22 protein-coding genes and 1 tRNA gene are annotated in these 24,765 nt (G+C 70.9%); 13 read left to right on the top strand and 10 right to left on the bottom strand.

Annotation, left to right across the window (positions count from 1 at the left end; all coding sequences use genetic code 11):
• Positions 1-63 precede the first annotated feature (63 nt).
• From R8Z57_RS02025 to R8Z57_RS02015, 3 genes are all read left to right on the top strand, one after another.
• Entirely contained in the window at positions 64-2,448 is a 2,385-nt protein-coding gene (locus tag R8Z57_RS02025) for a DNA polymerase III subunit gamma and tau (protein WP_318352083.1), read from the top strand.
• Between the two features lie 3 nt (positions 2,449-2,451).
• On the top strand, positions 2,452-3,045 hold the full coding sequence (gene recR, locus R8Z57_RS02020) for a recombination mediator RecR (protein WP_318352082.1): 594 nt from the start codon (positions 2,452-2,454) through the stop codon (positions 3,043-3,045).
• A gap of 257 nt (positions 3,046-3,302) precedes the next feature.
• Positions 3,303-4,232 carry a DMT family transporter gene (locus R8Z57_RS02015; RefSeq protein WP_318352081.1) on the top strand — a complete coding sequence of 310 codons (930 nt, stop codon included), beginning with the start codon at positions 3,303-3,305 and terminating at the stop codon, positions 4,230-4,232.
• Between the two features lie 45 nt (positions 4,233-4,277).
• Here the strand turns inward: R8Z57_RS02015 and R8Z57_RS02010 are convergent, their stop codons facing one another.
• Positions 4,278-4,766, bottom strand: coding sequence for a hypothetical protein (locus tag R8Z57_RS02010; protein WP_318352080.1), 489 nt, complete (start codon positions 4,764-4,766; stop codon positions 4,278-4,280).
• A 229-nt stretch (positions 4,767-4,995) separates the two neighbouring features.
• Here R8Z57_RS02010 and R8Z57_RS02005 point away from each other — a divergent pair, with 229 nt between their 5' ends.
• Positions 4,996-6,282, top strand: a complete 1,287-nt coding sequence (locus R8Z57_RS02005) for an aspartate kinase (RefSeq protein WP_318352079.1) — start codon at positions 4,996-4,998, stop codon at positions 6,280-6,282.
• A 46-nt stretch (positions 6,283-6,328) separates the two neighbouring features.
• On the opposite strand, the gene R8Z57_RS02000 is transcribed toward R8Z57_RS02005, so the two are convergent.
• The gene (locus tag R8Z57_RS02000; RefSeq protein WP_318352078.1) at positions 6,329-6,916 is read right to left on the bottom strand and encodes a TetR/AcrR family transcriptional regulator; all 588 of its coding nucleotides are present in this window, start codon (positions 6,914-6,916) and stop codon (positions 6,329-6,331) included.
• A gap of 73 nt (positions 6,917-6,989) precedes the next feature.
• Between R8Z57_RS02000 and R8Z57_RS01995 the strand changes: the two genes are divergently transcribed.
• The 5 genes from R8Z57_RS01995 (at position 6,990) to R8Z57_RS01975 (ending at position 11,686) form a co-directional block, all read left to right on the top strand.
• On the top strand, positions 6,990-7,559 hold the full coding sequence (locus R8Z57_RS01995) for a dihydrofolate reductase family protein (RefSeq protein ID WP_318352077.1): 570 nt from the start codon (positions 6,990-6,992) through the stop codon (positions 7,557-7,559).
• Positions 7,560-7,756: 197 nt separating this feature from the next.
• Positions 7,757-8,827, top strand: a complete 1,071-nt coding sequence (locus R8Z57_RS01990; RefSeq protein ID WP_318352076.1) for an aspartate-semialdehyde dehydrogenase — start codon at positions 7,757-7,759, stop codon at positions 8,825-8,827.
• Positions 8,828-8,962: 135 nt separating this feature from the next.
• Complete coding sequence (locus R8Z57_RS01985; protein WP_318352075.1) at positions 8,963-10,486, top strand: malate:quinone oxidoreductase; 1,524 nt, start codon at positions 8,963-8,965, stop codon at positions 10,484-10,486.
• A 7-nt stretch (positions 10,487-10,493) separates the two neighbouring features.
• Positions 10,494-10,931, top strand: a complete 438-nt coding sequence (locus R8Z57_RS01980; RefSeq protein WP_318352074.1) for a pyrimidine dimer DNA glycosylase/endonuclease V — start codon at positions 10,494-10,496, stop codon at positions 10,929-10,931.
• Positions 10,932-11,038: 107 nt separating this feature from the next.
• Positions 11,039-11,686 (top strand): thymidine kinase, encoded by a 648-nt coding sequence (locus R8Z57_RS01975; protein WP_318352073.1) that lies wholly within the window; start codon positions 11,039-11,041, stop codon positions 11,684-11,686.
• An 18-nt stretch (positions 11,687-11,704) separates the two neighbouring features.
• On the opposite strand, the gene R8Z57_RS01970 is transcribed toward R8Z57_RS01975, so the two are convergent.
• Positions 11,705-12,535, bottom strand: a complete 831-nt coding sequence (locus R8Z57_RS01970; protein ID WP_318352072.1) for a DUF1295 domain-containing protein — start codon at positions 12,533-12,535, stop codon at positions 11,705-11,707.
• A 191-nt stretch (positions 12,536-12,726) separates the two neighbouring features.
• On the opposite strand from R8Z57_RS01970, the gene R8Z57_RS01965 reads away from it, so the two are divergent.
• Both R8Z57_RS01965 and R8Z57_RS01960 read left to right on the top strand, forming a co-directional pair.
• Positions 12,727-13,449: a FadR/GntR family transcriptional regulator gene (locus R8Z57_RS01965; RefSeq protein ID WP_404810341.1), complete on the top strand. Its 723-nt coding sequence runs from the start codon at positions 12,727-12,729 to the stop codon at positions 13,447-13,449.
• 16 nt (positions 13,450-13,465) lie between these two features.
• Entirely contained in the window at positions 13,466-14,857 is a 1,392-nt protein-coding gene (locus R8Z57_RS01960; protein WP_318352071.1) for an alpha-hydroxy acid oxidase, read from the top strand.
• Between the two features lie 207 nt (positions 14,858-15,064).
• On the opposite strand, the gene R8Z57_RS01955 is transcribed toward R8Z57_RS01960, so the two are convergent.
• The 6 genes from R8Z57_RS01955 to R8Z57_RS01930 all read right to left on the bottom strand — a co-directional run bounded on the left by R8Z57_RS01955 (position 15,065) and on the right by R8Z57_RS01930 (position 21,683).
• Positions 15,065-15,838: an HAD-IIB family hydrolase gene (locus R8Z57_RS01955; protein ID WP_318352070.1), complete on the bottom strand. Its 774-nt coding sequence runs from the start codon at positions 15,836-15,838 to the stop codon at positions 15,065-15,067.
• A gap of 52 nt (positions 15,839-15,890) precedes the next feature.
• Positions 15,891-15,967 (bottom strand) — tRNA-Pro (locus R8Z57_RS01950).
• Positions 15,968-15,985: 18 nt separating this feature from the next.
• A complete protein-coding gene (locus tag R8Z57_RS01945) occupies positions 15,986-17,578 on the bottom strand; it encodes a hypothetical protein (RefSeq protein WP_318352069.1) in 1,593 nt (530 codons plus the stop codon).
• A complete protein-coding gene (locus tag R8Z57_RS01940) occupies positions 17,575-17,823 on the bottom strand; it encodes a hypothetical protein (RefSeq protein ID WP_318352068.1) in 249 nt (82 codons plus the stop codon). Before R8Z57_RS01940 ends, R8Z57_RS01945 begins: the two co-directional genes overlap by 4 nt.
• A gap of 111 nt (positions 17,824-17,934) precedes the next feature.
• Positions 17,935-18,867, bottom strand: coding sequence for a metallophosphoesterase (locus R8Z57_RS01935; RefSeq protein ID WP_318352067.1), 933 nt, complete (start codon positions 18,865-18,867; stop codon positions 17,935-17,937).
• Complete coding sequence (locus tag R8Z57_RS01930; protein WP_318352066.1) at positions 18,867-21,683, bottom strand: transglycosylase domain-containing protein; 2,817 nt, start codon at positions 21,681-21,683, stop codon at positions 18,867-18,869. Before R8Z57_RS01930 ends, R8Z57_RS01935 begins: the two co-directional genes overlap by 1 nt.
• 120 nt (positions 21,684-21,803) lie before the next feature.
• Between R8Z57_RS01930 and R8Z57_RS01925 the strand changes: the two genes are divergently transcribed.
• Together R8Z57_RS01925 and R8Z57_RS01920 are read left to right on the top strand one after the other, a co-directional pair.
• The gene (locus R8Z57_RS01925) at positions 21,804-22,019 is read left to right on the top strand and encodes a DUF4177 domain-containing protein (RefSeq protein ID WP_318352065.1); all 216 of its coding nucleotides are present in this window, start codon (positions 21,804-21,806) and stop codon (positions 22,017-22,019) included.
• 2 nt (positions 22,020-22,021) lie between these two features.
• Positions 22,022-22,489, top strand: coding sequence for a RidA family protein (locus R8Z57_RS01920; RefSeq protein ID WP_318352064.1), 468 nt, complete (start codon positions 22,022-22,024; stop codon positions 22,487-22,489).
• Positions 22,490-22,562: 73 nt separating this feature from the next.
• Here the strand turns inward: R8Z57_RS01920 and acs are convergent, their stop codons facing one another.
• Positions 22,563-24,557 carry an acetate--CoA ligase gene (gene acs / locus R8Z57_RS01915; protein WP_318352063.1) on the bottom strand — a complete coding sequence of 665 codons (1,995 nt, stop codon included), beginning with the start codon at positions 24,555-24,557 and terminating at the stop codon, positions 22,563-22,565.
• Positions 24,558-24,765 lie beyond the last annotated feature (208 nt).

The raw sequence follows: 24,765 nt of genomic DNA, 5'->3' as shown, positions 1-24,765 counted from the left end.
GCCCTCGTGACGCCGGGTCGACCGCGCGGTCGCGATGTCTGCCCCACGCCGTAGGCTGGGGGAGTGACCACCGCCCTCTATCGCCGCTACCGACCCGAGTCGTTCGGCGAGATGATCGGGCAGTCGCAGGTCACCGAGCCGCTCATGACGGCGCTGCGGGGTGACCGGGTGGGTCACGCCTACCTGTTCTCAGGCCCCCGCGGGTGCGGAAAGACCACGTCGGCCCGTATTCTCGCGCGTTGCCTCAACTGTGCGCAGGGTCCGACCGACACCCCGTGCGGCGAGTGCGACAGCTGCGTCGAGCTCGGTCGTGGCGGCGGCGGATCGCTCGACGTCGTCGAGATCGACGCCGCCAGCCACAACGGCGTCGACGACGCCCGCGACCTGCGCGAGCGGGCGGTGTTCGCTCCTGCGCGCGACCGGTTCAAGATCTTCATCCTCGACGAGGCGCACATGGTCACGCCGCAGGGTTTCAACGCCCTGCTGAAGCTCGTCGAAGAGCCTCCCGACCACGTCAAGTTCATCTTCGCCACGACCGAGCCCGAGAAGGTCATCGGCACCATCCGCTCGCGCACCCACCACTATCCGTTCCGCCTCGTGCCGCCCGCCGCCATGCTCGAGTACGTCGAGCAGCTGTGCGCCACCGAGGGCGTCGAGGTCGAGGCGGGCGTGCTGCCCCTGGTGGTGCGCGCGGGCGGGGGATCGCCGCGAGACACGCTGTCGCTGCTCGACCAGCTCATCGCGGGGTCCGATGCCGCGGCCGGATCCGACACCGTGCGCGTGCAGTACGCCCGGGCCGTCGCGCTGCTGGGCTACACCCACGCCGAGCTGCTCGACGAGGCCGTCGACGCGTTCGCCGCCGCCGATGCGCCCGCCGCGTTCGCCGCGGTCGACCGGGTCGTGCAGACGGGTCAGGACCCCCGCCGGTTCGTCGACGACCTGCTCGAGCGACTGCGCGATCTCATCGTCGTCGGCGCCACCGGCCAGGGCGCGGCCGCCGTGCTGCGCGGCGTCTCGAGCGACGACCTCGCGCGCATGCAGCGCCAGGCCGACGCGTTCGGTCCGTCCCGCCTCTCGCACATCGCCGACCTGGTCATCGCGACGCTCGACGACATGACCGGCGCGACCTCGCCGCGGCTGCAGCTCGAGCTGATGGTCGCCCGCGTGCTCGCGCGGGGAGCGGATGCCGCAGCCCCCGCTGGTGCGCCCGTGACTGCGGTCCCGGCCGCCGCCGTGCCCGCCGCGAGCGCCCCCGCCGCGCCGGCGGCCACACCGCCCGCTGCGGTCGCGCCCGCCGTCGGAGCCCCGACGGCTGCCGCTGCCGCCGGCGGAACCCCGACGCCCGCCGTTGCCGCCGCACCTCCCTCGGCCGCGCGCGAACGTCCGACGCCGGCGCCCGCCCCGGCGGCGCCCGCGCCGGTGCCCTCGGGTCCCGTGACCCTGGAGCGCCTGCAGGAGGCGTGGCCGCAGGTCCTCGGTCGCCTCGGTGACGTCAGCCGCTCGTCGTGGATGCTCGCCTCGGCCGCGCGCATCGTCGCCCTCGACGACGACGTGCTCACCCTGGCGTTCTCGAGCCAGGGCGACGTCGCCAAGTTCAAGCAGCTCGCCGCCGGCAAGGGGCCGAGCGAAGACCTGCGTCAGGCGATCCTCGCCGTGCTCGGCATCCGCGTGAAGTACATCGCCCGGCACGACCCCGCCGGCGGTGGGGGCGGCGCCGGGGGCTCCACGCCGGGCGGGCCCGGTGTTCCGCCCGCGGGCGCGTCACGCGAGCCGCAGGCCGCCCCGCCGGCCGCAGAGCCCGCGCGCTCCGGCGCTCCGGCGTCCGCGGTCGGGTCGTCGCCTTCCGCCTCGTCGGCGTCGGCGACCTCGCGTCCCTCAGCTGCGGCAGCGCCTCGGCCCTCGGCATCCGCTCCGCCGGCCGCCGCGCCCGCGCCTCGCGCGTCGGCGCCCGCGGCGCCGCGAGGTTCCACGGCCGGGGCGCCGGGTGCACCTCGGGGTGCGGCATCCGTTCCCGCCGCCGCGGCGCCCGTGACCGACTGGGCCGTCGCGCCCATCCCGTCCGACGACGACGCGCCGCCGCCCGACCCGGGTCCCGCCGCGATGCCGGCGATGGCACCGGGACAGTTCGCGGTCGACGACGAGCCCGAAGAGGCCGCGGCCGCCTCGCAAGGGCGCGTCGCGACCCTCGCCCCTCCCCGCGAGGGCGAGGTTCTCGCGCCCGCGGAGGTCGCCCCGTCGCTCGAACGCGACGACGACGAAGACGAGCTCTCCGAGACGGATGCCGCAGCCGACGTCCCGGTTCCCCCGACGGTGGCTCCGCCGCTGGCGCCGGTCGTGACCACGCGCAACGGGGGCGTGCAGCGCTACGGCGAAGCGGTCGTGCGGCAGGTGCTCGGCGCCACGTTCGTGCGCGAGGAGCCCTACGAGCCGCCGACGAGGTTCAGCTAGCCCATGTACGACGGCATCGTCCAAGATCTGATCGACGAGTTCGGCCGCCTTCCGGGCATCGGGCCGAAGTCCGCGCAGCGGATCGCGTTCCACATCCTGCAGACCCCGAACTTCGACGTGTCGCATCTCGCCGAGCTGCTCCGCGACGTGCGCGAGAAGGTGCGCTTCTGCGAGGTCTGCGGCAACGTGTCGGAGCAGGAGCGCTGCTCCATCTGCCGCGACCCCCGGCGCAACCAGACGCTCATCTGCGTCGTCGAAGACGCGAAGGACGTCGCCGCCATCGAGCGCACGCGCGAGTTCCGCGGGCTCTACCACGTGCTCGGCGGCGCGATCAGTCCCATCGCCGGAATCGGCCCCGACGACCTGCGCATCACCCAGCTCATGCAGCGGCTCGCCGACGGCACCGTGCAGGAGGTCATCCTCGCGACCAACCCCAACCTCGAGGGCGAGGCGACGGCGACCTACCTCAGCCGGCTGCTCCACACTCTCGAGATCGCGGTGACGCGCCTCGCCTCGGGGCTTCCGGTCGGCGGCGACCTCGAGTACGCCGACGAGGTCACGCTCGGCCGGGCGTTCGAGGGACGCCGCTCGGTGTGAGCCGCGGGGCCCCCGCGCTGTGCGAGCCGCCCGGGCCGTGCGGGCCGTGCGGGCCGTGCGAGCGCCCCGCGCTGCGGGCCGTGCGAGCGACCCGCGCCGCGCGCGGGGAGGAAGGCGCAAGCTGACGATGTCGGATCCCCGTCGTAGATTGGCGGTCGACCGCATCGCGCGCGGCGTCCTCGTCGCGCAAGCTGTGACGGTGACGACCTGGCACCACGCCCGCGGGCGGGCCCCGCACTTCCCTCGGAGACGCACCCATGAACACCTCGCAGCGCTTCGACACGCGGGCCTGGCTCCTGTTCGCCGCGATGGCGGTGCTGTGGGGCATCCCCTACCTCTTCATCAGCATCGCGGTGGAGACGTACTCCCCGGCCGCCGTCGTGGCAGGCCGCACCTTGCTCGGCGGACTGCTGCTGCTCCCGTTCGCGCTGCGGCAGAAGGCGCTCCGGCCCGCGTTCGCCAAGATCGGCTGGGTGCTGCTGTTCGGCGCCATCGAGATGGCCGGGCCCTTCCTCCTCCTGGGCCACGCCGAACAGACGCTGCCGTCGGGGCTCACCGGGCTCCTGGTCGCCACCGTGCCGCTCTTCGCCGCCATCATCGCGCTGGGCGGCGGAGACCGATCGGTGCTCAGCCCGGCGCGGGCGATCGGGCTCCTGATCGGGTTCATCGGCGTGTTCGTCATCGTCGCCGGCCCGGGTCTCGCCGTGGAGGGCGGGGGCGGCCTCATCGCGGTCGGCGAGGTGCTCCTCGTCGCGCTGCTGTACGCCATCGCCCCGTTCGTGATCGCGACCAAGCTGCGCGACGTGCCGGCCCTGGGCTCGATCACCCTGGCGCTGTTCGCGGTCGGATTGTTCTACACGCCCATCGCGTTCCTGACGCAGCACCAGGTGCCGACGGTCGAGAGCACGGTGTCGCTCGTCGCCCTCGCGGTGCTCTGCACGGCCGTCGCGTTCATCGTGTTCTTCGCGCTGATCGCCCGGGTCGGGCCGGTGCGCGCGCCGCTCTTCACGTACGTCAATCCCGTCGTCGCGATCCTGCTCGGCACGATCATCCTGAACGAGCCGCTGACGGTGGGGCTGCTGATCGGCTTCCCGCTCGTCATCGCCGGCTGCTGGCTCGCGGCCACGGGCGGCACGCTGCGGGCGCGCAAGTCCGAGGCCGACCTGCCGCCGATCGCCCCGAGCTGATCACGCGCCCGACCCGGCGCCGGCGTGCGGCCGCGGCATCCGATGTCAGCGGAGCACCTCGACGAGCACGATCCACGACACGAGCAGTGCGGTGACGATGGCGACGATCGAGCCGATCGCGAACCACACCAGACCCACCGGCTGGCCGGCCGCGAGCATGACGCCGCCGGCCAGGTACGCCGCCGGTGCGACGAAGCCGACGAGGGCTTTCACCCACCGGAGGCGATTGGCCGGATGCCGGTTCGCGAAGATCTGCCGCGACGCCTGCACCTGGAACGCCCCGGCGCCGACCGCGAACGCGATCATCGCCACACCGTAGGCGACGGGCCCGACCTCGGGGATGAGTCCGATCGCAGAGCCCACGAGAGCCAGCACGAGCCCAGCGATCCCGGCCGCGAGGCGGGCCGTGAGCGAGGCGGCCTTGATGATGTCGCCGATGTTGACGCTGGCGGCGACGATCACGAGACCGGCCAGCGCGGCCGTCGCGCCCACCATGGCCACGTTGAAGTCCGACCACGTCTCGATCTGCTCCATGCTCGGATGCTAGCGACGACGCGCCCCGGTGCCCAGGATCGGAACCTTTCGCCGACACGCCGGCCCGAGGCTGCCGCACGCGGCGTGTCGCCGCAGAGTTCCGATGTTGTGCCGCGCCTCGGGTCGGCCCTGTCACATGGCCGGGGGCGCATGAGCGCGTCCGTAAGATGGGACGTCGGGTGCGGCATCCGTTCTCGCCCACCCCTCGAGACACGCGTGGAGACTCATCGTGGCGCTGATCGTCCAGAAGTACGGCGGATCGTCGGTCGCGGATGCCGAGAGCATCAAGCGCGTCGCCAAGCGCATCGTCGACGCCCGCCGGGCCGGTCATGACGTCGTCGTGGCCGTGAGCGCCATGGGCGACACGACCGACGAGCTGCTCGACCTCGCGGCCCAGGTCGCGCCCATCCCCGCGCCGCGCGAGCTCGACATGCTGCTGTCGAGCGGTGAGCGCATCTCGATGGCCCTTCTCGCGATGGCGATCCACTCGATGGGGTTCGAGGCGCGGTCCTTCACCGGCAGCCAGGCCGGTATGATCACCACCGCCGACCACGGCTCGGCGCGCATCGTCGACGTCACCCCGATCCGGCTGCGCGAAGCGCTCGACGAGGGCGCCATCGTCATCGTCGCCGGGTTCCAGGGTTTCAACCGCGACACCCGTGACATCACGACGCTCGGCCGTGGCGGCTCCGACACGACGGCCGTCGCCCTGGCCGCCGCGCTGAACGCCGACGTCTGCGAGATCTACAGCGACGTCGACGGCATCTTCACCGCCGACCCGCGCGTCGTGCCGAAGGCCCGCAAGCTCGGCGTCGTCTCGGCCGAAGAGATGCTCGAGCTCGCCGCGAACGGCGCGAAGGTGCTCTACATCCGCGCCGTCGAGTACGCGCGCCGCCACGGCGTGCTGATCCACGCCCGCTCCACGTTCAGCTCGAGCGTGGGGACCTATGTGCTCGGCCCGGGGATGAGCATCCCCGACGGCCAAGAGGGAGAAGAGATGGAAGAGCCCATCGTCGCCGGAGTCGCCACCGACCTCGGCCAGGCCAAGATCACCGTCATCGGCGTGCCCGACGTCCCCGGCAAGGCGGCCGAGATCTTCAAGGTGGTCGCGAAGTCCGGCGCGAACGTCGACATGATCGTGCAGAACGTGTCGGCGGCCACCACCGGCCGCACCGACATCTCGTTCACCCTCCCGAAGACCGACGCGGCGACGGCGCTGAAGGCGCTCGCCGGGGATCAGCCCGAGATCGGCTTCGAGAGCCTCGTGCACGACGACCAGATCGGCAAGCTGTCGGTCGTCGGCGCGGGCATGCGCACGCACTCGGGCGTCTCGGCGACCCTCTTCGAGGCGCTCAGCGTCGCGGGCATCAACATCGAGATGATCTCGACGTCCGAGATCCGCATCTCGGTCGTGGTGCGCGGCGATGACCTCGCCGAGGCCGCCCGCGTCGTCCACACGGCGTACGGCCTCGACGGCGACGTCGAAGCGGTCGTGCACGCCGGCACCGGCCGCTGATCCACATCTGACGAAGACGGATGCCGCGGCCCGCGGCATCCGCTCCTCATCGGCGTCCGCTCGCGTCACCGCCCAGCAGGCCGGCCACGAAGGCTTCGACGATCTCGTCCGTCGACGTGTCGGGGTCGATCGACACCGTGAGCCGGTCGAGGATCAGGCCCTCGATCGCGTAGTGGAAGAGCGCGATCTCGAACGCCCCGCCCGGGAGCCCCGCATCCCGGTTGAACGCCACGTCGGCGGCGAAACCCGTCCGCATCCAGTCGCCGAGCGCTGCGGCGATCCCGGGGGAGCGCGCTGCTTCGAGCCGCAGCGTGAACAGCGCCAGGGTGACCTCGCGCTCCGACGTCAGCCGTCGCACGATGTCTCTCGTGTAGTCGGCGAAGAGTGCGGGGTCCGGCGCGCGGTCGCGCCACTGGGCATGAACCGCGGGATCGGGCGCGAGGCGCTCGCCGATCCGCTCCACCAGCGCGCCGACGAGCGCGTCCCTGGTGCGGAAGTAGTTGGAGGCGGTCCCGGTGGGCACCGCGGCGCGCGCGTCGACCGCCCGGTGCGTCAGCCCTCGCATCCCTTCCGCGGCCAGGACGGCGATGCCGGCGTCGGCCAGCAGCCGGCGTCTGTCCTCATTGCGTGCCATGCAGCCACGCTAGCGCAACCACGACATATGTCGTAGTCTCGATAATCACTACACATGTCGTGAAAGGACTTCCATGCGCGAACTCGTCTACTACGCCGCCGTCTCGCTGGACGGCCGCATCGCTGCGCCGGACGGGGCTTTCGACGCCTTCCCGATCGAAGGCGACCACATCGACGCCATCAACGCCGAGTGGGCCGACACTGTCCCCGGGCCGCTGTACGACGCGCTCGGGCTGACCGCGCCGCGCGGTCGCTTCTCGACGGTCCTCATGGGCTGGAACACGTTCGCAGCGGGGCTGCCGTTGACAGACGATCCCTACCCCCACCTCGAACAGATCGTCTTCTCGCGAACGCGCACTGCCGCCGACGTCGGCGCGGGCGTGCGCCTCACCGCCGACGACCCTCGCGGTGTGGTCGCGGACCTCAAGGCCCAGGACGGCGCAGACATCTGGCTGTGCGGCGGGGGAGTGCTCGCCGCACAGCTGCGTGACCAGATCGACCGGCTCGTGCTGAAGGTCAATCCCGTCGTGTTCGGCGACGGCCTGCCGCTCTTCGCCGGCGGCTACGCTCCCGACGTGTTCGTGCGCGAGCGCTCGCGTGCGTTCGACTCCGGCGTCGTGATGAACGAATACCGACGGGCCTGACACTGCGTCGCGGGCGGCGGGCCTGTTCGCGCCCGCCGCCTGCCGCGCGAAACGGCAGGAATCGCGCGCACCGTGGCCGTCGCGGGCGGTAACACCCGCGTCCCCGCCGGAGCGGCGGCGGTAGAATCGCCCAAACCCCGCGCGTCCGACGGCGTCCGCGCGTCCGCTCCACGCTTGTGCCCACGCTGAGGAACACCATGACCCGCATCTCTGACTCAGGAATCTCCGTCGCCGTCGTCGGCGCCACCGGCCAGGTCGGGACGGTCATGCGCGAGATCCTCGCCGAGCGCCGCTTCCCGATCCGCGAGCTGCGTCTGTTCGCGACCGCCCGCTCCGCCGGCACCGCCGTCGAGTTCGGCGGCCAGACCGTGATCATCGAAGACGTCGCGACCGCCGACCCGTCGGGCATCGACGTGGCGCTGTTCTCGGCCGGTGCGACGGGCAGCCGCGCCCACGCCCCGCGCTTCGCCGAGGCCGGCGCCGTCGTCATCGACAACTCCAGCGCGTGGCGCATGGACCCCGAGGTGCCGCTCGTCGTCAGCGAGGTCAACCCGCACGCGATCGCGAACCCGCCCAAGGGCATCATCGCCAACCCGAACTGCACCACGATGGCCGCGATGCCGGTGCTCAAGGTGCTCGACGCCGAGGCAGGCCTCGAGCGCCTCATCGTCTCGACCTACCAGGCCGTCTCGGGCTCGGGTCTCGCCGGCGCGCAGGAGCTGCTCGGCCAGGTCGAGGGCGTGCTCGCGCAGGGCAACACGATCGACCTCGTGCACGACGGCTCGGCGGTGGACTTCCCGCAGCCCGAGAAGTACGTCGCTCCGATCGCCTTCGACGTCATCCCCCTCGCAGGCAGCATCGTCGACGACGGCTGGAACGAGACCGACGAGGAGAAGAAGCTCCGCAACGAGAGCCGCAAGATCCTCGAGCTGCCCGACCTGCGTGTCGCAGGCACCTGCGTGCGCGTGCCGGTGTTCACCGGGCACTCGCTCTCGATCCACGCCGAATTCGCGCGCGACATCACGCCCGACCGCGCGCGCGAGATCCTCGCCGCCGCTCCCGGCGTGGTGCTCGAAGAGGTCCCGACGCCGCTGCAGGCGGCGGGCAACGACCCGAGCTACGTCGGCCGCATCCGCGCCGACCAGTCCGCGGCCGAGGGCAAGGGCCTCGTGCTCTTCATCTCCAACGACAACCTCCGCAAGGGTGCGGCGCTGAACGCCGTGCAGATCGCCGAAGTCGTCGCCGCGAACCTCGGCGTCCACGCCTGACGCGACCTTCTCGAGCGAGCGGATGCCGGGGCCCCGGCATCCGCTCGCTTTTCGTCTGCGAAAGAACAGGCGGACTTTCGGCCATCGAGCGGCCGCCCGGTCGGGGGTGCTTTCGGGCGGAACTAGAATCGTCTGGTGACCGCATCGCCCTCCGACGCCCTTCCCAGCCCCGACGACAGCGACCTTCCCACCGGAACGGTCGATGTCCTGCTGATCGGCGGCGGCATCATGAGCGCCACCCTCGGCACGCTGCTGCAGGAACTGCAGCCCGATCTCAAGATCGCCGTGTTCGAGCGTCTGAGCGACGTGGCGCTCGAGAGCTCGAACGCGTGGAACAACGCGGGCACCGGTCACGCGGCGCTGTGCGAGCTCAACTACATGCCTGAGGGCAAGGACGGCTCGGTCGACCCGGCCAAGGCGATCTCGATCAACGAGCAGTTCCAGCAGAGCCGGCAGCTGTGGTCGTCGCTCGTGGAGCAGGGGGTGCTCGACTCGCCGTCCACGTTCATCAACTCGGCTCCGCACATGACCTTCGTGCGCGGCGAGAAGGACGTGGCGTACCTCAAGAAGCGCTACGAGGCGCTCAAGGACGAGCCGCTGTTCGCCGGCATCGAGTACAGCGAGGACTCCCGCGTCATCAACCAGTGGGCGCCGCTGCTCATGCAGAAGCGCCGCAAGGGCGAGCCGTTCGCGGCCACCCGGGTGCCCGCGGGCACGGACGTCGACTTCGGCGCGCTGACGCGTCAGCTGTTCGACCACCTCGCCGAGAACGGCGCGGACGTCCGCACCAACACCGAGGTGCGTCGCCTCAAGCGCCTCGCCGACGGCACGTGGCGCGTCAAGTACCGCCGCACGGTCGGTCGCACGCCGGGCGAGATCCGCGCGAAGTTCGTCTTCGTCGGCGCCGGCGGTTGGGCGCTGAAGCTGCTGCAGCGCTCGGGCATCCCCGAGATCTCGGGCTACGGCGTCTTCCCGATCGGCGGTCAGTTCCTCAAGACCTCGAACCCTGCGATCGTCGCCCAGCACAAGGCGAAGGTGTACTCGCAGGCGTCGGTGGGCGCTCCGCCCATGTCGGTCCCGCACCTCGACACCCGCGTCGTCGACGGCGAGGCGTCGCTGCTGTTCGGCCCGTTCGCGACCTTCAGCCCCAAGTTCCTCAAGACCGGCTCCTGGTTCGACATCGTCGGCCAGGTGCGGCCCGGCAACCTCGGCCCGATGCTCAAGGTGGCGTGGGACAACCCGAGCCTCATCACGTACCTCGTCGGCGAGCTGGTGAAAAACCACGCCAAGAAGGTCGACAGCCTCCGCGTCTTCATGCCCACCGCGAAGGACGAGGACTGGACGCTCATCCAGGCCGGCCAGCGGGCGCAGGTGATGAAGAAGGACCCCGAGAAGGGCGGCATCCTGCAGTTCGGCACCGAGGTCGTGACCGGTGCCGACGGCACGATCGCCGGCCTGCTGGGTGCGTCCCCGGGAGCGTCGACGGCGGTGTCGATCATGCTCGGCCTGCTGAAGACCTGCTTCCCCGACCGCATCGACGCCTGGGAGCCGCGCCTGCGGGAACTCATCCCGAGCTACGGCGAGACGCTCAACGCGCGGCCCGCCGTCGCGCAGGAGTCGCTCGGCGAGACCGCCCAGACCCTCGCGCTGACGGCCTGACGCCACCATGCGGCTGTGGTCGGTGCATCCGTCGATGCTCGACCGCCGGGCGCTCATCGCCGGATGGCGTGAGGCGCTGCTCGCCCAGCGCGTGCTGATCGGCGGCACGCGCGGCTACACGCAGCATCCTCAGCTCGTGCGCTTCCGTGCGTGCGCCGAGCCGCTCGAGGCCATCGGGCACTACCTGATGGCGCTGCAGCACGAGGCCACCGCACGCGGCTACGCGTTCGACCGCGCACGCGTGCTGCGACCGGATGCCGCGACCCCCGGCATCCGCGTCACCACGGGGCAGCTCGCGTTCGAACTCGCGCATCTGCGCGCGAAGGTGGCGGTGCGCGACCCGTCGTGGCTGCCGCGGCTGCCCACGACCGCGACGGCGGCGCCGAGCTTCGTGCCCGTCCCGGGGCCGGTCGAGGAGTGGGAGCGCGGCACGCTCGAGCCGTAGCGGCGTTTCCACCCGGGGTGCTCCGAGGCAGAGCCGGTGCGTCCCGCGGCGCGGGCGGGACCCTTCCGCGAGTCGGGCTGGGGGCCGCCACGCACTACGCTCGGTTCGTGGCCAAGCTCTACTTCCGCTACGGCGCGATGAACTCCGGAAAGTCGACGTCGCTCCTGCAGGCCGCGTACAACTACGAGGAGCGCGGCCAGCACGTGCTGCTGGCCAAGCCGGAGATCGACACGAAGGGCGCCGATCAGATCGACAGCCGCCTCGGCGTCAAGCGCACGGTCGACTTCCTCATCGCTCCCGGCGACGATCTGCGGGCGCTCTTCGCCGAGCACCGCGCACGGGTGAAGCGGGATGCCGCGGCCGCCCTGGTGCCCGAGTCCGATGAGCACGAGGTCGACGTCGCGTGCCTGCTCATCGACGAGGCGCAGTTCCTCACGCGCGAGCAGGTGGACGACCTGCTGCGGATCGTCGTCTTCGACGGGGTGCCCGTTCTCGCCTACGGCATCCGCACCGACTTCCAGACGCAGGCGTTTCCCGGATCGGCGCGCCTCCTCGAGCTGGCGCACAGCCTCGAGGAGCTCAAGACCATCTGCCGTTGCGGGCGCAAGGCGCTCTTCAACGCGCGCCTGGTGGGCGGCCGCTTCGTGTTCGACGGCGATCAGGTCGCCATCGACGAGCTCAACGCCGACCGCGTCACCTACGAGTCGCTCTGCGCCGAGGATTATCTGCGGGCCTCCGGCGGGCGCCTGCAGTAAGCCCTCGACGCGGAACGGTCACGCCGTCTCGGGCGCACGCCGACCACGGCGGGGGAGCGGCACCAGCATCGAGGTCGAGCGCTGGTACTGGCGGTACGCGGGGTACTTCGCCGCCGAGATCGACTCGGTGAAGACTGTCGAGCCGATGAACAGCACCGTCAGCAGAGCAGGGCCGGCGATGGTCCAGTTGAGCCAGCCCCCGCCGTCGGCCACGAGCGCGACGGCGCCGAGGGCGTAGAACGCCCACCACTGCGCCTGCTCGAAGAAGAAGTTCGGGTGCCGGCTGTAGGCGAAGAGCCCGGTGGTGACGAAACCCGGCTCGAGGGTTCCGCCGGCGGCTTTCTTCGCGCGGTGGAAGTTCCACTGCTGCTGGTCGGCGACGGTCTCGCCGACGAGGAACGCGGCGAAGAGCAGAGCGAACGCGGCATCCCATCCGGTGAACGGCGTCGGATGCTGCCACGCGATGTACGCCGGCAGCGAGATGAGCACGAGCAGCGCGCTCTGGAACAGGACGATGAAGAGGAGGTTGAACACCTGGAACTGCCACCGCGTCATGCGGCCGCGCAGGATCGCCCAGCGGTAGTCCTCCATGCCGGTGTAACCGCCCTTGCGGGCGAAGTTGAACGTGAGGCGCACGCCCCACGCCGTCACCAGCACGGCCATGACCAGCAGTCGGGTGGCATCGAGCCCCGCCAGCAGCGCGGCGCCCGCGAAGATCCAGACGTACACGACCGGGACGATCGACCAGAGCCGGTCGATCCATGACGTCTCGTTGGTGAGGAGCGAGGTGATCCAGCAGAACGCGGCCGATACGCCCGCGACGATGAGGACGAGGAGGAGCGGATCCATGTGGTCAGAGTAGCGCCCGCCTCGGTCGATTCGCGTCATCCGGGTTGTCTGTGGTCCGACCACAGGCTATCGTGGTCAGACCACACGATGCCCTTCAACGAGGAGGGCAGCGGATCCGACATCGACGAGGAGATCCGTGGCAGGCACACCCGCTTCCGTTCCCGCGGTCGCTCCGGCACTTCCCCCGGCGCGTGCGTGGCGCGTCGTACTCGAGAAGATCGAGACCGACCTGCTCGACGGCACCCTTCAGCCCGGCGATCGCCTCCCCCCCGGAGCGCGAGCTCGCCGCCACGCTCGGCGTCGGTCGCTCGAGCGTGCGGGAGGCGCTGCGCGTGCTCGAGGTGATGGGGCTCATCCGCACCGGCACGGGGTCGGGTCCGACATCGGGCGCCATCATCATCGCCACCCCCGAGGGCGGCATGTCGGCCCTGCTGCGGCTGCAGGTCGCGGCCCAGGGCTTCCCCTTCGACGACGTCGTCGCCACGCGCCTCGTGCTCGAGTCGGCGGTCGTCGAGGCGCTCGCGTCCGACCCCGACCGTTCGATGGAGCGCGCACGTCGCGTGCTCGAGGCGATGGACGGCCTCGACCTCACGGCGCAGGAGTTCCTCGCACTCGATGCCCAGCTGCACCTCGCTCTCGCCGAGGCCTCGGGCAACGTCGTGATCGCCGCCATGATGGCCGGACTCCGCACGGCGATCGAGTCGTACGTGCAGGCGGGAGCCGCCGGTATCGCGGAGTGGGATGCCGCGGCCGCCCGTCTGCGCCGCGAGCACCACGCCATCCTCGATGCCGTGGACGCGGGCGACGGCGCCCGTGCCCGCGCGCTCGTCCACGACCACATCGCCGGCTACTACGCCGCCGCGGGTCTCGCCCGCCCGCAGGCCGTCGCCGATCTCACCCCACCCCTGAGCTGACCCCCGAGAGGTATCCATGGTCACCCGACAGTTCCCCAGGCCCGCCGAGCTCCTCGAGCTGATGCAGTTCAAGAAGCCCGAGCTCGACGGCCGCAAGCGCCGCCTGGAGGGCGCGCTGACGATCTACGACCTGCGCACCATCGCGAAGCGCCGCACTCCGAAGGCGGCCTTCGACTACACCGATGGCGCGGCCGAGGGCGAACTGTCGCTCTCGCGGGCGCGTCAGGCCTTCGAAGACGTCGAGTTCCACCCCGACGTGCTGCGCCCCGCCGAGAACGTGGACATGTCCACCGAGATCCTCGGCGGGCCGTCCGCGATGCCGTTCGGCATCGCCCCGACCGGCTTCACGCGCCTCATGCAGACCGAGGGCGAGATCGCCGGGGCCGGGGCGGCAGGTGCCGCCGGCATCCCGTTCACGCTCTCGACGCTGGGCACGACGTCCATCGAGGACGTCAAGCGCGCCAACCCCCAGGGGCGCAACTGGTTCCAGCTGTACGTCATGCGCGACCGCGAGATCTCGTACGGACTCGCACGCCGTGCCGCCGCCGCCGGCTTCGACACCCTGCAGTTCACCGTCGACACCCCGGTCGCCGGCGCGCGCCTGCGCGACAAGCGCAACGGCTTCTCGATCCCGCCGCAGCTGACGCTCGGCACGATCATCAACGCCATCCCGCGGCCGTGGTGGTGGTACGACTTCCTCACCACGCCGAAGCTCGAGTTCGCGTCGCTCTCGACGACCGGCGGCACCGTGGGCGAGCTGCTGAACGCGGCGATGGATCCCACCATCAGCTACGACGACCTCGCGATCATCCGCGACATCTGGCCGGGCAAGATCGTGGTCAAGGGCGTGCAGAACGTCGCCGACTCGAAGCGGCTCATCGATGCCGGCGTCGACGGCATCATCCTGTCCAACCACGGTGGACGTCAGCTCGACCGGGCGCCGATCCCGTTCCGCCTCCTGCCGGAGGTCGTGCGTGAGGTCGGCAAGGACGCCACCGTCATGGTCGACACCGGCATCATGAACGGCGCCGACATCGTCGCCTCGATCGCCCTCGGCGCGAAGTTCACCCTCATCGGCCGCGCGTACCTGTACGGCCTGATGGCCGGTGGCCGCCAGGGCGTCGACCGCACGATCGCGATCCTGCGCAGCGAGATCGAGCGCACCATGAAGCTCCTGGGCGTCTCGTCGATCGCCGAGCTCGAGCCCCGGCACGTCACGCAGCTGACGCGCCTCATGCCCCTGGCGGGGGCCCCGGCCGAGGCGGTGGCGGGCGGCGCGCCGCGCGTGCGGGTGACGTCGGGCACGGCTGCTCGCGCTCCGAAGTCGACGGCGAACGGGAAGACGGATGCCGCGGCCTCCCGCCCCGCGCGGACAACGGCGGCGAAGAGCACCGGCGCGAAGAGCTGACGCGTTTCGTTTCGTCGCTGCGCTCCCCGCTCAACGACCGGGCTCAGGCTCCGGTGGTTGAGCGCGCGAGGCTGCTCGCCTGTCACGACGTGTCGCTCACCGCGGCAGATTGTGACAGGGGAGCGGCTCTTGTCGTGCTGAGGGTTGCTCGCCTGTCACGATGTGCTGCGCGGGGCAGCAGGTGGTGACAGGCGAGCGGATGCCGCGTCAGACGCGGACCGGAAGCGTGGGGATCAGCTGCTCCAGGTACGCGACCGTGTCTTCCCAGCCGTCGACCGCGTGACAGCGCACCCCCATCGCGAGGACGGGGTAGTCGTTGCCCTCGGGGTCGAGGCGGTCCCCGACGAAGAGCATGTCGTCGAGGTCGATGCCGGTCTGCTCGGCGAGCTGACGCATGCCGTACGCCTTGTCGATGCCCTGCTCGGTGATGTCGACGGACGTCGACCCACCCGAGCGCACCTCGAGGTCGGGGAGGAGGGCGGCGACGGCGGCGCGGAGCGCATTCTTCTTCTCGCCCGTGGGATCCCACGCCATCTTCGCCGGGACGGGAGCCTGCTGGCCGAGGGCGGAGAACGTGATCTGCGAGCCGCGGTCCTCGAGGATGTCGCCCCAGGTCTCGGACTCCCACAGCCCGAGACGGCGGGCCTCGCCCTCGACGGCGGCCAGGGCGCGCGCCTTCTGGTCGTCGGTCAGGGACCGCTTGTAGACCGTGACGACGTCGTCGTCCGACAGCCGGTAGTACTGCGTGCCACAGGTGGGCAGCAGGTGCAGCCGGGCGCGCGCCTCGGACGAGGCGTCCGGAAGGCGGTCGACGACCTGTGCGGTGAACTGCGCGAGCTGCCCGCCCGAGATGATCGCCACCTCGACGCGCTCCGCGAGGGCGACGAGCAGGTCGCCGATGCGGGGGTCGATCGCGCTCTTGGACGGCGCGAGCGTGTCGTCGAGGTCGAACGCGACGAGGAGAGGGATGCTGTCTGCCACCGGGACCGCTCCTTTCATGGCAGAGGCTCCGCCTTCCGGCGGAGCCTCTGTGTGGTCGGGGTGACAGGATTTGAACCTGCGGCCTCTTCGTCCCGAACGAAGCGCGCTACCAAGCTGCGCCACACCCCGTTTTGCAACCCTCCGAGTCTAACCGATCGTCAGGGGTGCTGCTGACCATGGCCGGCGCGACGCCACGATGGACGTGCCGACGCTGAGCAGGGCGATCGCCAGCGCCGCGGGCAGGCGGAGGGCGGACGGATCGGTGCCTGTTGCCGCGAGCGCGGCGGGCGGCGCCGCAGCGGGCGCGGGCGGCACGGGCGTCGCGGGCGGAGCGGGCGACGGAGGAGCCGCCTCCGGCGCCGGTGCCGGCGGTGGCGGGGGCGGGGGCGCGACCACTGCGACCTGCGTCGGCTCGCCGAAGCGCTCCGTCCATGCGAAGTCGGGGCCGAGGTGAGCGGCGACGGCGGGGCTCTGTTCGCCCGCTCGGATGCTCCACACGGCGGTGTAGTGGCCGGCCGCCGTCATCGGCCAGTCCGACGTCACGGTGTAGGGCAGCGTCGGCCCGGTCACCGGGTCGGTGGCGAGCTGCAGCGTGCCGGCGATCTGCGCGTCGGGCGGGATCGCCGAACCGGGCACCGGCTCGGTCTCGGTGCGGTAGACGACCGCGTTCGCCACCACCGGCAGGAAGGACCCGTCCTCGGCGCGCGGCCAGGCGCCGTCGGAAACAGCGAAGGCGACCTCGTCGACATAAGGGCTGTTGATCTCGCCCGGCGCGGCGACCCGCGTCGAGATCGCAGGGGAGAACGGCGGGATGCGGGGCGCCGCGTCCGCTCCTGCCACGTCGAACTGCACGCGGCCGGCGGGTCCAGCCGTTTCCTGACCGCCGGGTGTCGTGTAGTGGCGCACCGCGGCCGCGAGCCCCGCGTCGAACCGCCCGACACCGGAGACTGCGTAGGGCCGGCCCTCGACGGGTGGTGCCGCGCGGATCGCGTAGGCCGAACCGGTGACTGCACCCTCCTGCACGGGAGCGCCGGAATCGGCGAAGACGGCGTTCGTCAGCGTGATCGTGCCGGTCGCGGGGCTGGTCGCGTCGACCCGCACCGTGCCGCTGCTCGGGTCGGCGGCATCCGTCGTGAACACCAGGCTGCCGCTCGCAGACGCGGGGCCGGCAGCGACCCGGGATGCCTCGTCGTAGAAGGCGACGGCACGTTCCTGAACGGCGCGGTCATGCTGCGGGGCGAGCGCCGACATCGTCCAGTGGATCGCGCCGGCGAGCGAGTCGCCCCGGTAGCCGAAGGCGTGGAGGGTCTCGTCGCGGTTGGCGGTCGCCTTGACCGCCCAGGCGACGGCCGCCGCTTGCACGGGGTCGTTCGTCTGCCCGTACGACGTCACCAGATGGTTGATGCCGGCGAGCTGCTGCGGCGCGAGGCCGGCGGCCGAGCCGCTGACACCGTGGTCGACGCTCTGCCCGGTCGGAGCCGGCGCGCCGGGCGTGATGCAGTAGGTGTGCACCCCGCCCACCAGCATCGAGCCGTGCCAGCCGTAGGCGGAGACGGGCGCCCAGGTGCCGAAACCGGCGCCCCGCTCGGCGGCGCCGGCGGGTGTCGGTGCCAGGAGTTCGATGCCGACGAGGAACAGGAAGACGACCGCGATCAGCGCGAAGGCGGGGCGAGCGGGCTTCGCGCGCCCGCGCCGACGGGAGAGCGGACGCGCCGGCAAGGTGACCGCGCGCATGCTCATTCGGCCGGCTCGACGACGGGCACGAGCGGTGCGTGACGCCCGAAGTGGGGAATCCGGGTCGTCTCACCGTCCGCGTCGCCGGTCGTATGCGCGAAGGGTGCTGCGATGGCCGTGATGGCGAGAGCGATCAGCAGCGCCAGCAGCCTCAGTCGCCCGGACAGGCCCATCCCGTGCAGCGCCGTCGTGGTGACGAGCATGTTCCGGAACTGATCGAGGTGCGGCGGAGTGGAGCGCGAAGCAGTCATGCAACGAGGATCGACCGAGCCGAAGCCGCTCGCCGCCGGATGGAGGCGAACTGTGGAGACGGCGTCGTGCGACGCGGCTGGGGAGGAACGGACGCCGAGCCGGAGCCGGCGTTACGCCCGGGGGACGAGCGTCAGGACCGACGCCTCCGGTCGGCACGCGAAGCGGACCGGAGCGTAGATGGAGTGCCCCAGTCCCGCGCTCACATTGAGCGGCACGGTGCGGCCGAGATGCGTCCACTCGCTGAGCCCTCGCGCCTGCTTCAGCGGGATGTCGCAGTTCGCCACGAGCGCGCCGAATCCCGGCACGCGCACCTGGCCGCCGTGGGTATGCCCGCCGAAGATCGCGTCGGCACCCAGGTCGACGAACGCGTCGAGCACGCGGCGGTACGGCGCGTGCGTCACGCCGATGGTGAGGTCGGCCGTCTCGCGGGCGCGCTGCTCGGCGACGAGGCCGGGGAGCGCATCGAGGTCGTCCCAGTGACGGTGTGCGTCGCTCACCCCGAACGCCGCGATACGCAGGCCCGCGGCATCCAACGATCCCACCGCGTTGTTAAGGTCGAGCCAGCCGAGCTCGTCGGTCAGGTAGCCGTCGAGGGCATCGGTGTCGAGGGGCTCGGGCTCGTTCTTCACCTTCGACGGGCCCGTGAAGTACTTGAACGGGTTCCTCGGCGACGGGGCCGCGTGGTCGTTCGAGCCGTGCACGAAGACCCCGGGGATGCCGCGCAGCGGATCGAACGCCGCACGCAGTCCGCGGAGGCCGTCGACGTGGCCCATGTTGTCGCCGGTGTTGACGATGAGGTCGGGCTGAAGCTCGGCCAAGGCGGCGATCCACTGCTGCTTGCGGTGCTGCCACGGCGCCATGTGCGCGTCTGACAGGTGCAGCACTCGCAGCGGCGTCGCCCCGGCGGGCAGCACCGGCACCTCGTGGAACCGCACCGTGAAGAGGTACCGCTCGATGGCGATGCCCCAGACCGAGGCCGCCGCGCCGACCGCCCCCACCGTGCCGAGCACGGTGAGGGCGGAGCGGGATCGTGTGGACGGCACTAGCCGTTACCGCCGCCGCCGCGGCCGCCGTTGCCGCCACCGCCGCAGTTGCCGGCGGCGTAGTCGACGGCGATCGTGGTGTTGCGGTTCACGACGCTTCCGACCGCGGGGTTCGTGGCGGTCGCACGGGTCTGCGTGCCGAGGCTCGCGTCCGTCGTGCACGCGCCGTCGCTGGCATTGCCGAACCCGGCGCTCCGGAGCGCGCGTTTGGCATCCTCCAGCGTGCGGCCCGAGACATCGGGCACGGCGATGCCCTCCCCGTTGCTGGGGTTGATCGTCACGGTGCTGCCGCCGGCGACCTTCCCCGCTCCCGGGTTCTGCGCCGCCACCACGCCGGCCGGCTGGTTGGAGTCGACCGGTGCGCCCACCTCGACCGTGAAGCCCGCGTCGGTCAGGATCTTCGTCGCCTCGTCGACCGTCTTGCCGATGACGTCGGGGAGATCCGTCAGCACCTGCTTCGTCAACTCCGAATCCGGAGCCGCGAAGCGGTCGCCGCCGTATGCGTCGTTGGCCGCGCCCTGGACGTTCCTCGTGATGGCGTAGCGGATGTCGGAGAGGCGACTGCCGTTGTAGTACGTCTTGAAGATGTCGCCGCCGCCCTGGACGTTGCCGGCCCAGGTCGCCGTGGCGACCTTCGTGCTCGACTCGACGAGCCACGACTGCAGCTCCTCGTGCGTTCCGGTCTTTCCGATGAGCGGCACGCCGTCGCGCGGGTTGCCCTGGCTTCCGGTTCCGCCGTTCATGACGCCCTGCAGGGCGTACGCGGCCGTCGCGGCCACGCGCGGCTCGAGCACCTGGTTGCAGGTGCGCTCGGGCTTCGGAAGGTCGTTGCCGTCGGCGTCGGTGACGCGGTCGATCACCTGCGGCTGGCAGTAGATGCCGTTGTTGGCGACGGTGGCATACGCCCCCGCGATCGCGAGCGGTGACACGCTCGCGGTGCCGATCACCGAGTTCAGCGTGTTCATGTCGACCGGCTTGTTGGTGTAGGCGTCGATCACGCCCAGCTTCGTCGCCACGTTGGCGATGTCGCAGTAGTCGAGCTTCTCGGCCATCGCCAGGTAGCCCGTGTTCAGCGACGAGGCGGTGAACTGCATCGGGGTGCCGAACCGTCCGCGGTCGCCGCCGAAGTTGCCCGTGGGCTTCACAGCGCCCGTCCCTCGGGTCTCGCCGCAGTACGTCATGTTCTTGAAGACGCGCAGCGTGCCGTTGAGCGTCTCGTTGACCGACTTGCCCTTCTCGAGCCAGTCGAGCAGCGTGAAGAGCTTGAACGTCGATCCGGCGCTGAAGCCGGTGGAGTTGCCGAACGTCTGGTCTCCCGCCCACACCTGTGCGGAGTAGTTCCAGTCGTTCGCGAACGCCGCGTCCTCGCTGAAGGTCGTGCTCTGCGCGATCGCCAGGACGCGGCCCGTGGTCGCTTCGATGCTCGCGGTGGTCGACCCGAATCGGCCGGTCGAGGGCACGGTCGTCCCCTGCCGCATCTCGATCGCCGTCGGGGCGCTCGCGGCCATCGCCTGCTCGGCAGGCGTCTGGATGCGGGGATCGAGCGTCGTGTAGACGTTGAGCCCACCGCGCTGCAGGGTCTCGAGCCGCTCGTCCCTGGTCTCGCCGAAGACGGGGTCGTTCTGGATGACGTACTTGACGTACTGGCAGAAGTACGCGGCACCTCCGGCGTTCGCGCAGCCCGTCTTGGGCTCCACGATGCTCGGGGTGATCGGCCAGACCGCGGCCTCGACGTACTGCTCACGCGTGATCTTGCCGTCGTCGAGCATGCGGCTGAGCACGTACAGCTGACGCACCTTCGTGGAGGTGTAGCCGTCCGCGGCAGCGAACTTCTGCTCCTCGGTGATGTCGCCCGACGCGACGAGCGCGTCGAGAGACGCGAGGTTCGCGCCTTCATCGATGACGCCGTCGGGCGCCTTGTTGAAGGTGGTGCCGTCGGAGCCGTAGATCGAGCCGCCGGCCTTGTCGATGCGGTAGCTGTTCGGGTTCTGCACCATGCCGGCGAGGGTCGCCGCCTGCGCCACCGTGAGGTTGGCGGCGGTCGTGGCGAAGTAGCGGCGGGCAGCGGCCTCGATGCCGTAGGTGATGCCGCCGAAGTTCGCGATGTTGAGGTAGCCGAGCAGGATGTCGTTCTTGGAATACTTCTGCTCGAGCGAGATCGCGTAGCGCATCTCCTGCAGCTTGCGCGTGTAGCCCTCGGCGCCCTCCGCCGTGGTCGCGTCGGTCCAGCAGTTGAGGAGCGCCTGCTCGCGGCTCGTCTTCACCTTCGGCTGTCCGGTCGCCTCGTCGATGACGGCCTCGCCGGCCTCGTTGGTCTCGTACTCGATCTCGGCGTTCTGCTCGCACTTCTGGATCAGCACGTTCTTGACGTACTGCTGGCTGATCGACGAGCCACCCTGCGTCTCGGACGCGCCGCCGGCGTTGGACAGGAGCGCGCGCGTGGTGCCGATGAGGTCGATGCCACCGTGCTGGTAGTAGCGCGGGTCCTCACTGGAGAGGAGCGCGTCGTACATGACGGGGTTGATCTGGTCGAAATCGACCGGGGTGCGGTCCTGCTCGAGGAACTGCGTCATCAGCTGCGCCTGCCCGGTGGCCGGGTCGGTGTAGTAGAAGTTGCTCGGAAGCATGAGCTTGTCGATCTCGAGCGAGCTCGGCAGGTTGTCGAACATCGTGATCGCGCGCTCAGCCGCGGTGCTCGTGATCGCGACCGCGGGGGTGACGGTCGCCGCGATGAGGACACCGGCTGCGGCACTGAGGCCGACGAGCCCGGCGAGTCCGCCGAACACACCGGTGGCCGTGCGTTTGGTATCAGGCATAGGGTTGATCGTAAGGGAACTAGCTGGGCGATTCCCCGACGGGCGCGCGCCCGCGGAGGTGTTTCACAGGCCCACCAGCCCTTCACCACCGCCCCAGCCCCGCATCCCCGAGGAGTCGCGATGACGACGTGGGAGTACCTCACCACGCCCCTTCTGATCCACAACACCGCCGCCATCCTCAACAACTGGGGCAAGCAGGGCTGGGAGCTCGTCCAGGTCGTGCCCGGCCCCGAGGGCGGGCTCGTCGCGTACTTCAAGCGCCCGTCCGGCGGCGGTCAGCAGAACGCCGGATTGGATGCCGCGGCCCAGGCTGCCAAGCAGTTCGAGGAGGCGTGAGCATGGCCCTCAGCGAGCGGCTCGCCGAACTCGGCATCGCACTCCCCGACGTCGTCCCTCCGGTCGCCGCGTACGTGCCCGCGAAGGCGCACGGCGACCTCGTCTACACCGCCGGTCAGCTCCCCATGGTCTCGGGCGCCCTGCCCGCGACCGGGAAGGTCGGCGAGGGCGACGGACTCGTGCCCGCCGACGACGCCAAGGGCTACGCGCGACAGAGCGCCCTCAACGCGATCGCGGCCGCCGCGGCCGCCGTCGGTGGGGTCGACCGGCTCACGGGCGTGCTGAAGGTCACCGGCTTCGTGGCATCCGTCCCCGAGTTCACCGGACAGCCGGGCGTCATCAACGGCGCGAGCGAGGTGCTCGGCGAGATCTTCGGCGACGCCGGCAGGCACGCACGTTCCGCGGTCGGCGTCCCCGTGCTCCCGCTCGACGCCCCCGTCGAGGTCGAGGTCGTCTTCACCTTCGCCTGATCGACGGTTCCCGCCGACGACGACAGAGCGGATGCCGCAGCCCGGGGCTGCGGCATCCGCTCTTCTTGTCGGACTACTTCACCTGCGCAGAGATCACCGACATGACGGCCGTGTCGGCGAGCGTGGTCGTGTCGCCGACCTCACGGCCCTCGGCGACGTCGCGCAGGAGACGGCGCATGATCTTGCCGGAGCGCGTCTTGGGCAGCTCGCCGACGATGTAGACGTCGCGCGGGCGGGCGATCGGCCCGATCTGCTCGCCGACCCACAGTCGGAGCGACTGCGCCAGGCCGTCGGGGGAGTGGGCGTCGAGGTAGGACTGCTTGATGATGACGAAGGCGACGACGGCCTGACCCGTCGTCTCGTCCGAGGCCCCGACGACGGCGGCCTCGGCGACCGCCTCGTTGCCGACGAGGGCCGACTCGATCTCGGTCGTCGACAGGCGGTGGCCCGAGACGTTCATGACGTCGTCGACGCGGCCGAGCAGCCACACGTCGCCGTCGTCGTCGAGGCGCGCGCCGTCACCGGCGAAGTAGAAGCCCTGCTTCTGGAACTTCTCCCAGTACGTCTCGACGAAGCGCTCGGGGTCTCCCCAGATGCCGCGGAGCATCGAGGGCCAGGGCTCGGTGACGACGAGCAGGCCGCCGTTGCCGTTGCCGACGTGGGTGCCGTCCTCGTCGACGACGTCGATCGAGATGCCGGGGAGCGGCACCTGGGCGGAACCGGGCTTCGTCTCGGTGACCCCCGGGAGGGCCGAGATCATGATCGAGCCGGTCTCGGTCTGCCACCACGTGTCGACGATCGGAGCGGTCTTGCCGCCGATGATCTTGCGGTACCACATCCACGCCTCGGGGTTGATGGGCTCGCCCACCGAGCCGAGCAGGCGCAGCGACGACAGGTCGAACTGCTTCGGGATGGCACGGCCGAGCTTCATGAACGAGCGGATCGCGGTCGGGGCCGTGTAGAGCACCGTGACCCCGTACTTCTGCACGATCTCCCACCAGCGACCCGGGTGCGGGGCATCCGGCGTCCCCTCGTAGAGCACCTGCGTCGCGCCGTTGGCCAGCGGGCCGTACGTGACGTAGGTGTGCCCGGTCACCCAGCCGATGTCGGCCGTGCACCAGTAGACGTCGGTCTCGGGGTGAATGTCGTGCACCACCTTGTTGGTGAACGCCGACTGGGTGAGGTAGCCGCCGGAGGTGTGGAGGATGCCCTTCGGCTTCCCGGTGGTGCCCGACGTGTAGAGGATGAACAGCGGGTTCTCGGCGGGGAAGGCCTGCGCCTCGTGCTCGCCGGAGGCCTGGGGCACGACGTCGTGCCACCACAGGTCGCGGCCGTCGGTCCACTCCACCTCGTTCTCGCCGCGCTTGACGACGAGCACGTGCTCGACCGTCTCCTGCACGCCCGTGCCGCGGTCGCCGAGGGCCAGGTCGACGGCGGGCTTCAGAGGTGAGACCTTGCCCTTGCGGTAGCCGCCGTCGGCGGTGATGACGAGCTTCGCACCGGCGTCGTCGATGCGGGCGCGCAGGCTGTCGGCCGAGAACCCGCCGAAGACGACGGAGTGGATGGCGCCGATGCGCGCCACAGCCAGCATCGAGGCGATCGCCTCGGGGATCATCGGCAGATAGATCGCGACGCGGTCGCCCGCGCCGACGCCGAGGCCCTCGAGCACGTTCGCGAGGCGCTTCACCTCGTCGGTGAGCTCGGCGTAGGTCACCCGGCGCTCGTCGCCCGGCTCGCCCTCCCACAGCAGCGCCACGCGGTCACCGTTGCCCGCTTCGACATGGCGGTCGAGGCAGTTGTAGGCGACGTTGAGCTCGCCGTCGGCGAACCACTGCGCGAACGGCGGGTTCGACCAGTCCAGCACCTCGGTGAAGGGCTTGTGCCAGTGCAGCTCGCGCGCCTGGTCGCCCCAGAACCCCAGCCGATCCGTGCGAGCCCGTTCGTAGAGCTCGGCGGTGGCGACGGCGTTGTCGGCGAACTCCGGGGTAGGCGCGAAGCGCCGGTCCTCGTTGAGGAGGTGGTCGATCTGGCTGCTGGCGGTCTGCGTGATCGGGTTCTGTTCGCTCATGGGAGCGCGCTCCTTTGCGGGCTGGGTCGAGGCCGAAGGGTGCCGGCGAGTCTGCCAGGAAATGTAGTCAGACCCGCCCGAACCGACTACCCCCGATAGTAGGTGCCGCCGGAATCTTGGACCCGACCGATATATCAGTGAGAATCCTCTCCTTTTCGTTTTGTCAGTACCCCTACCTCGCATATGCTGACCGGTGGCCGAACATCGA

This window comes from Microbacterium sp. M3 (genome assembly GCF_033548675.1).
GTDB classification, from domain to species: Bacteria; Actinomycetota; Actinomycetes; order Actinomycetales; family Microbacteriaceae; genus Microbacterium; species Microbacterium arthrosphaerae.
Note: the sequence above shows the minus strand (reverse complement) of the source record. Positions and strands in the feature narration are given on the sequence as shown.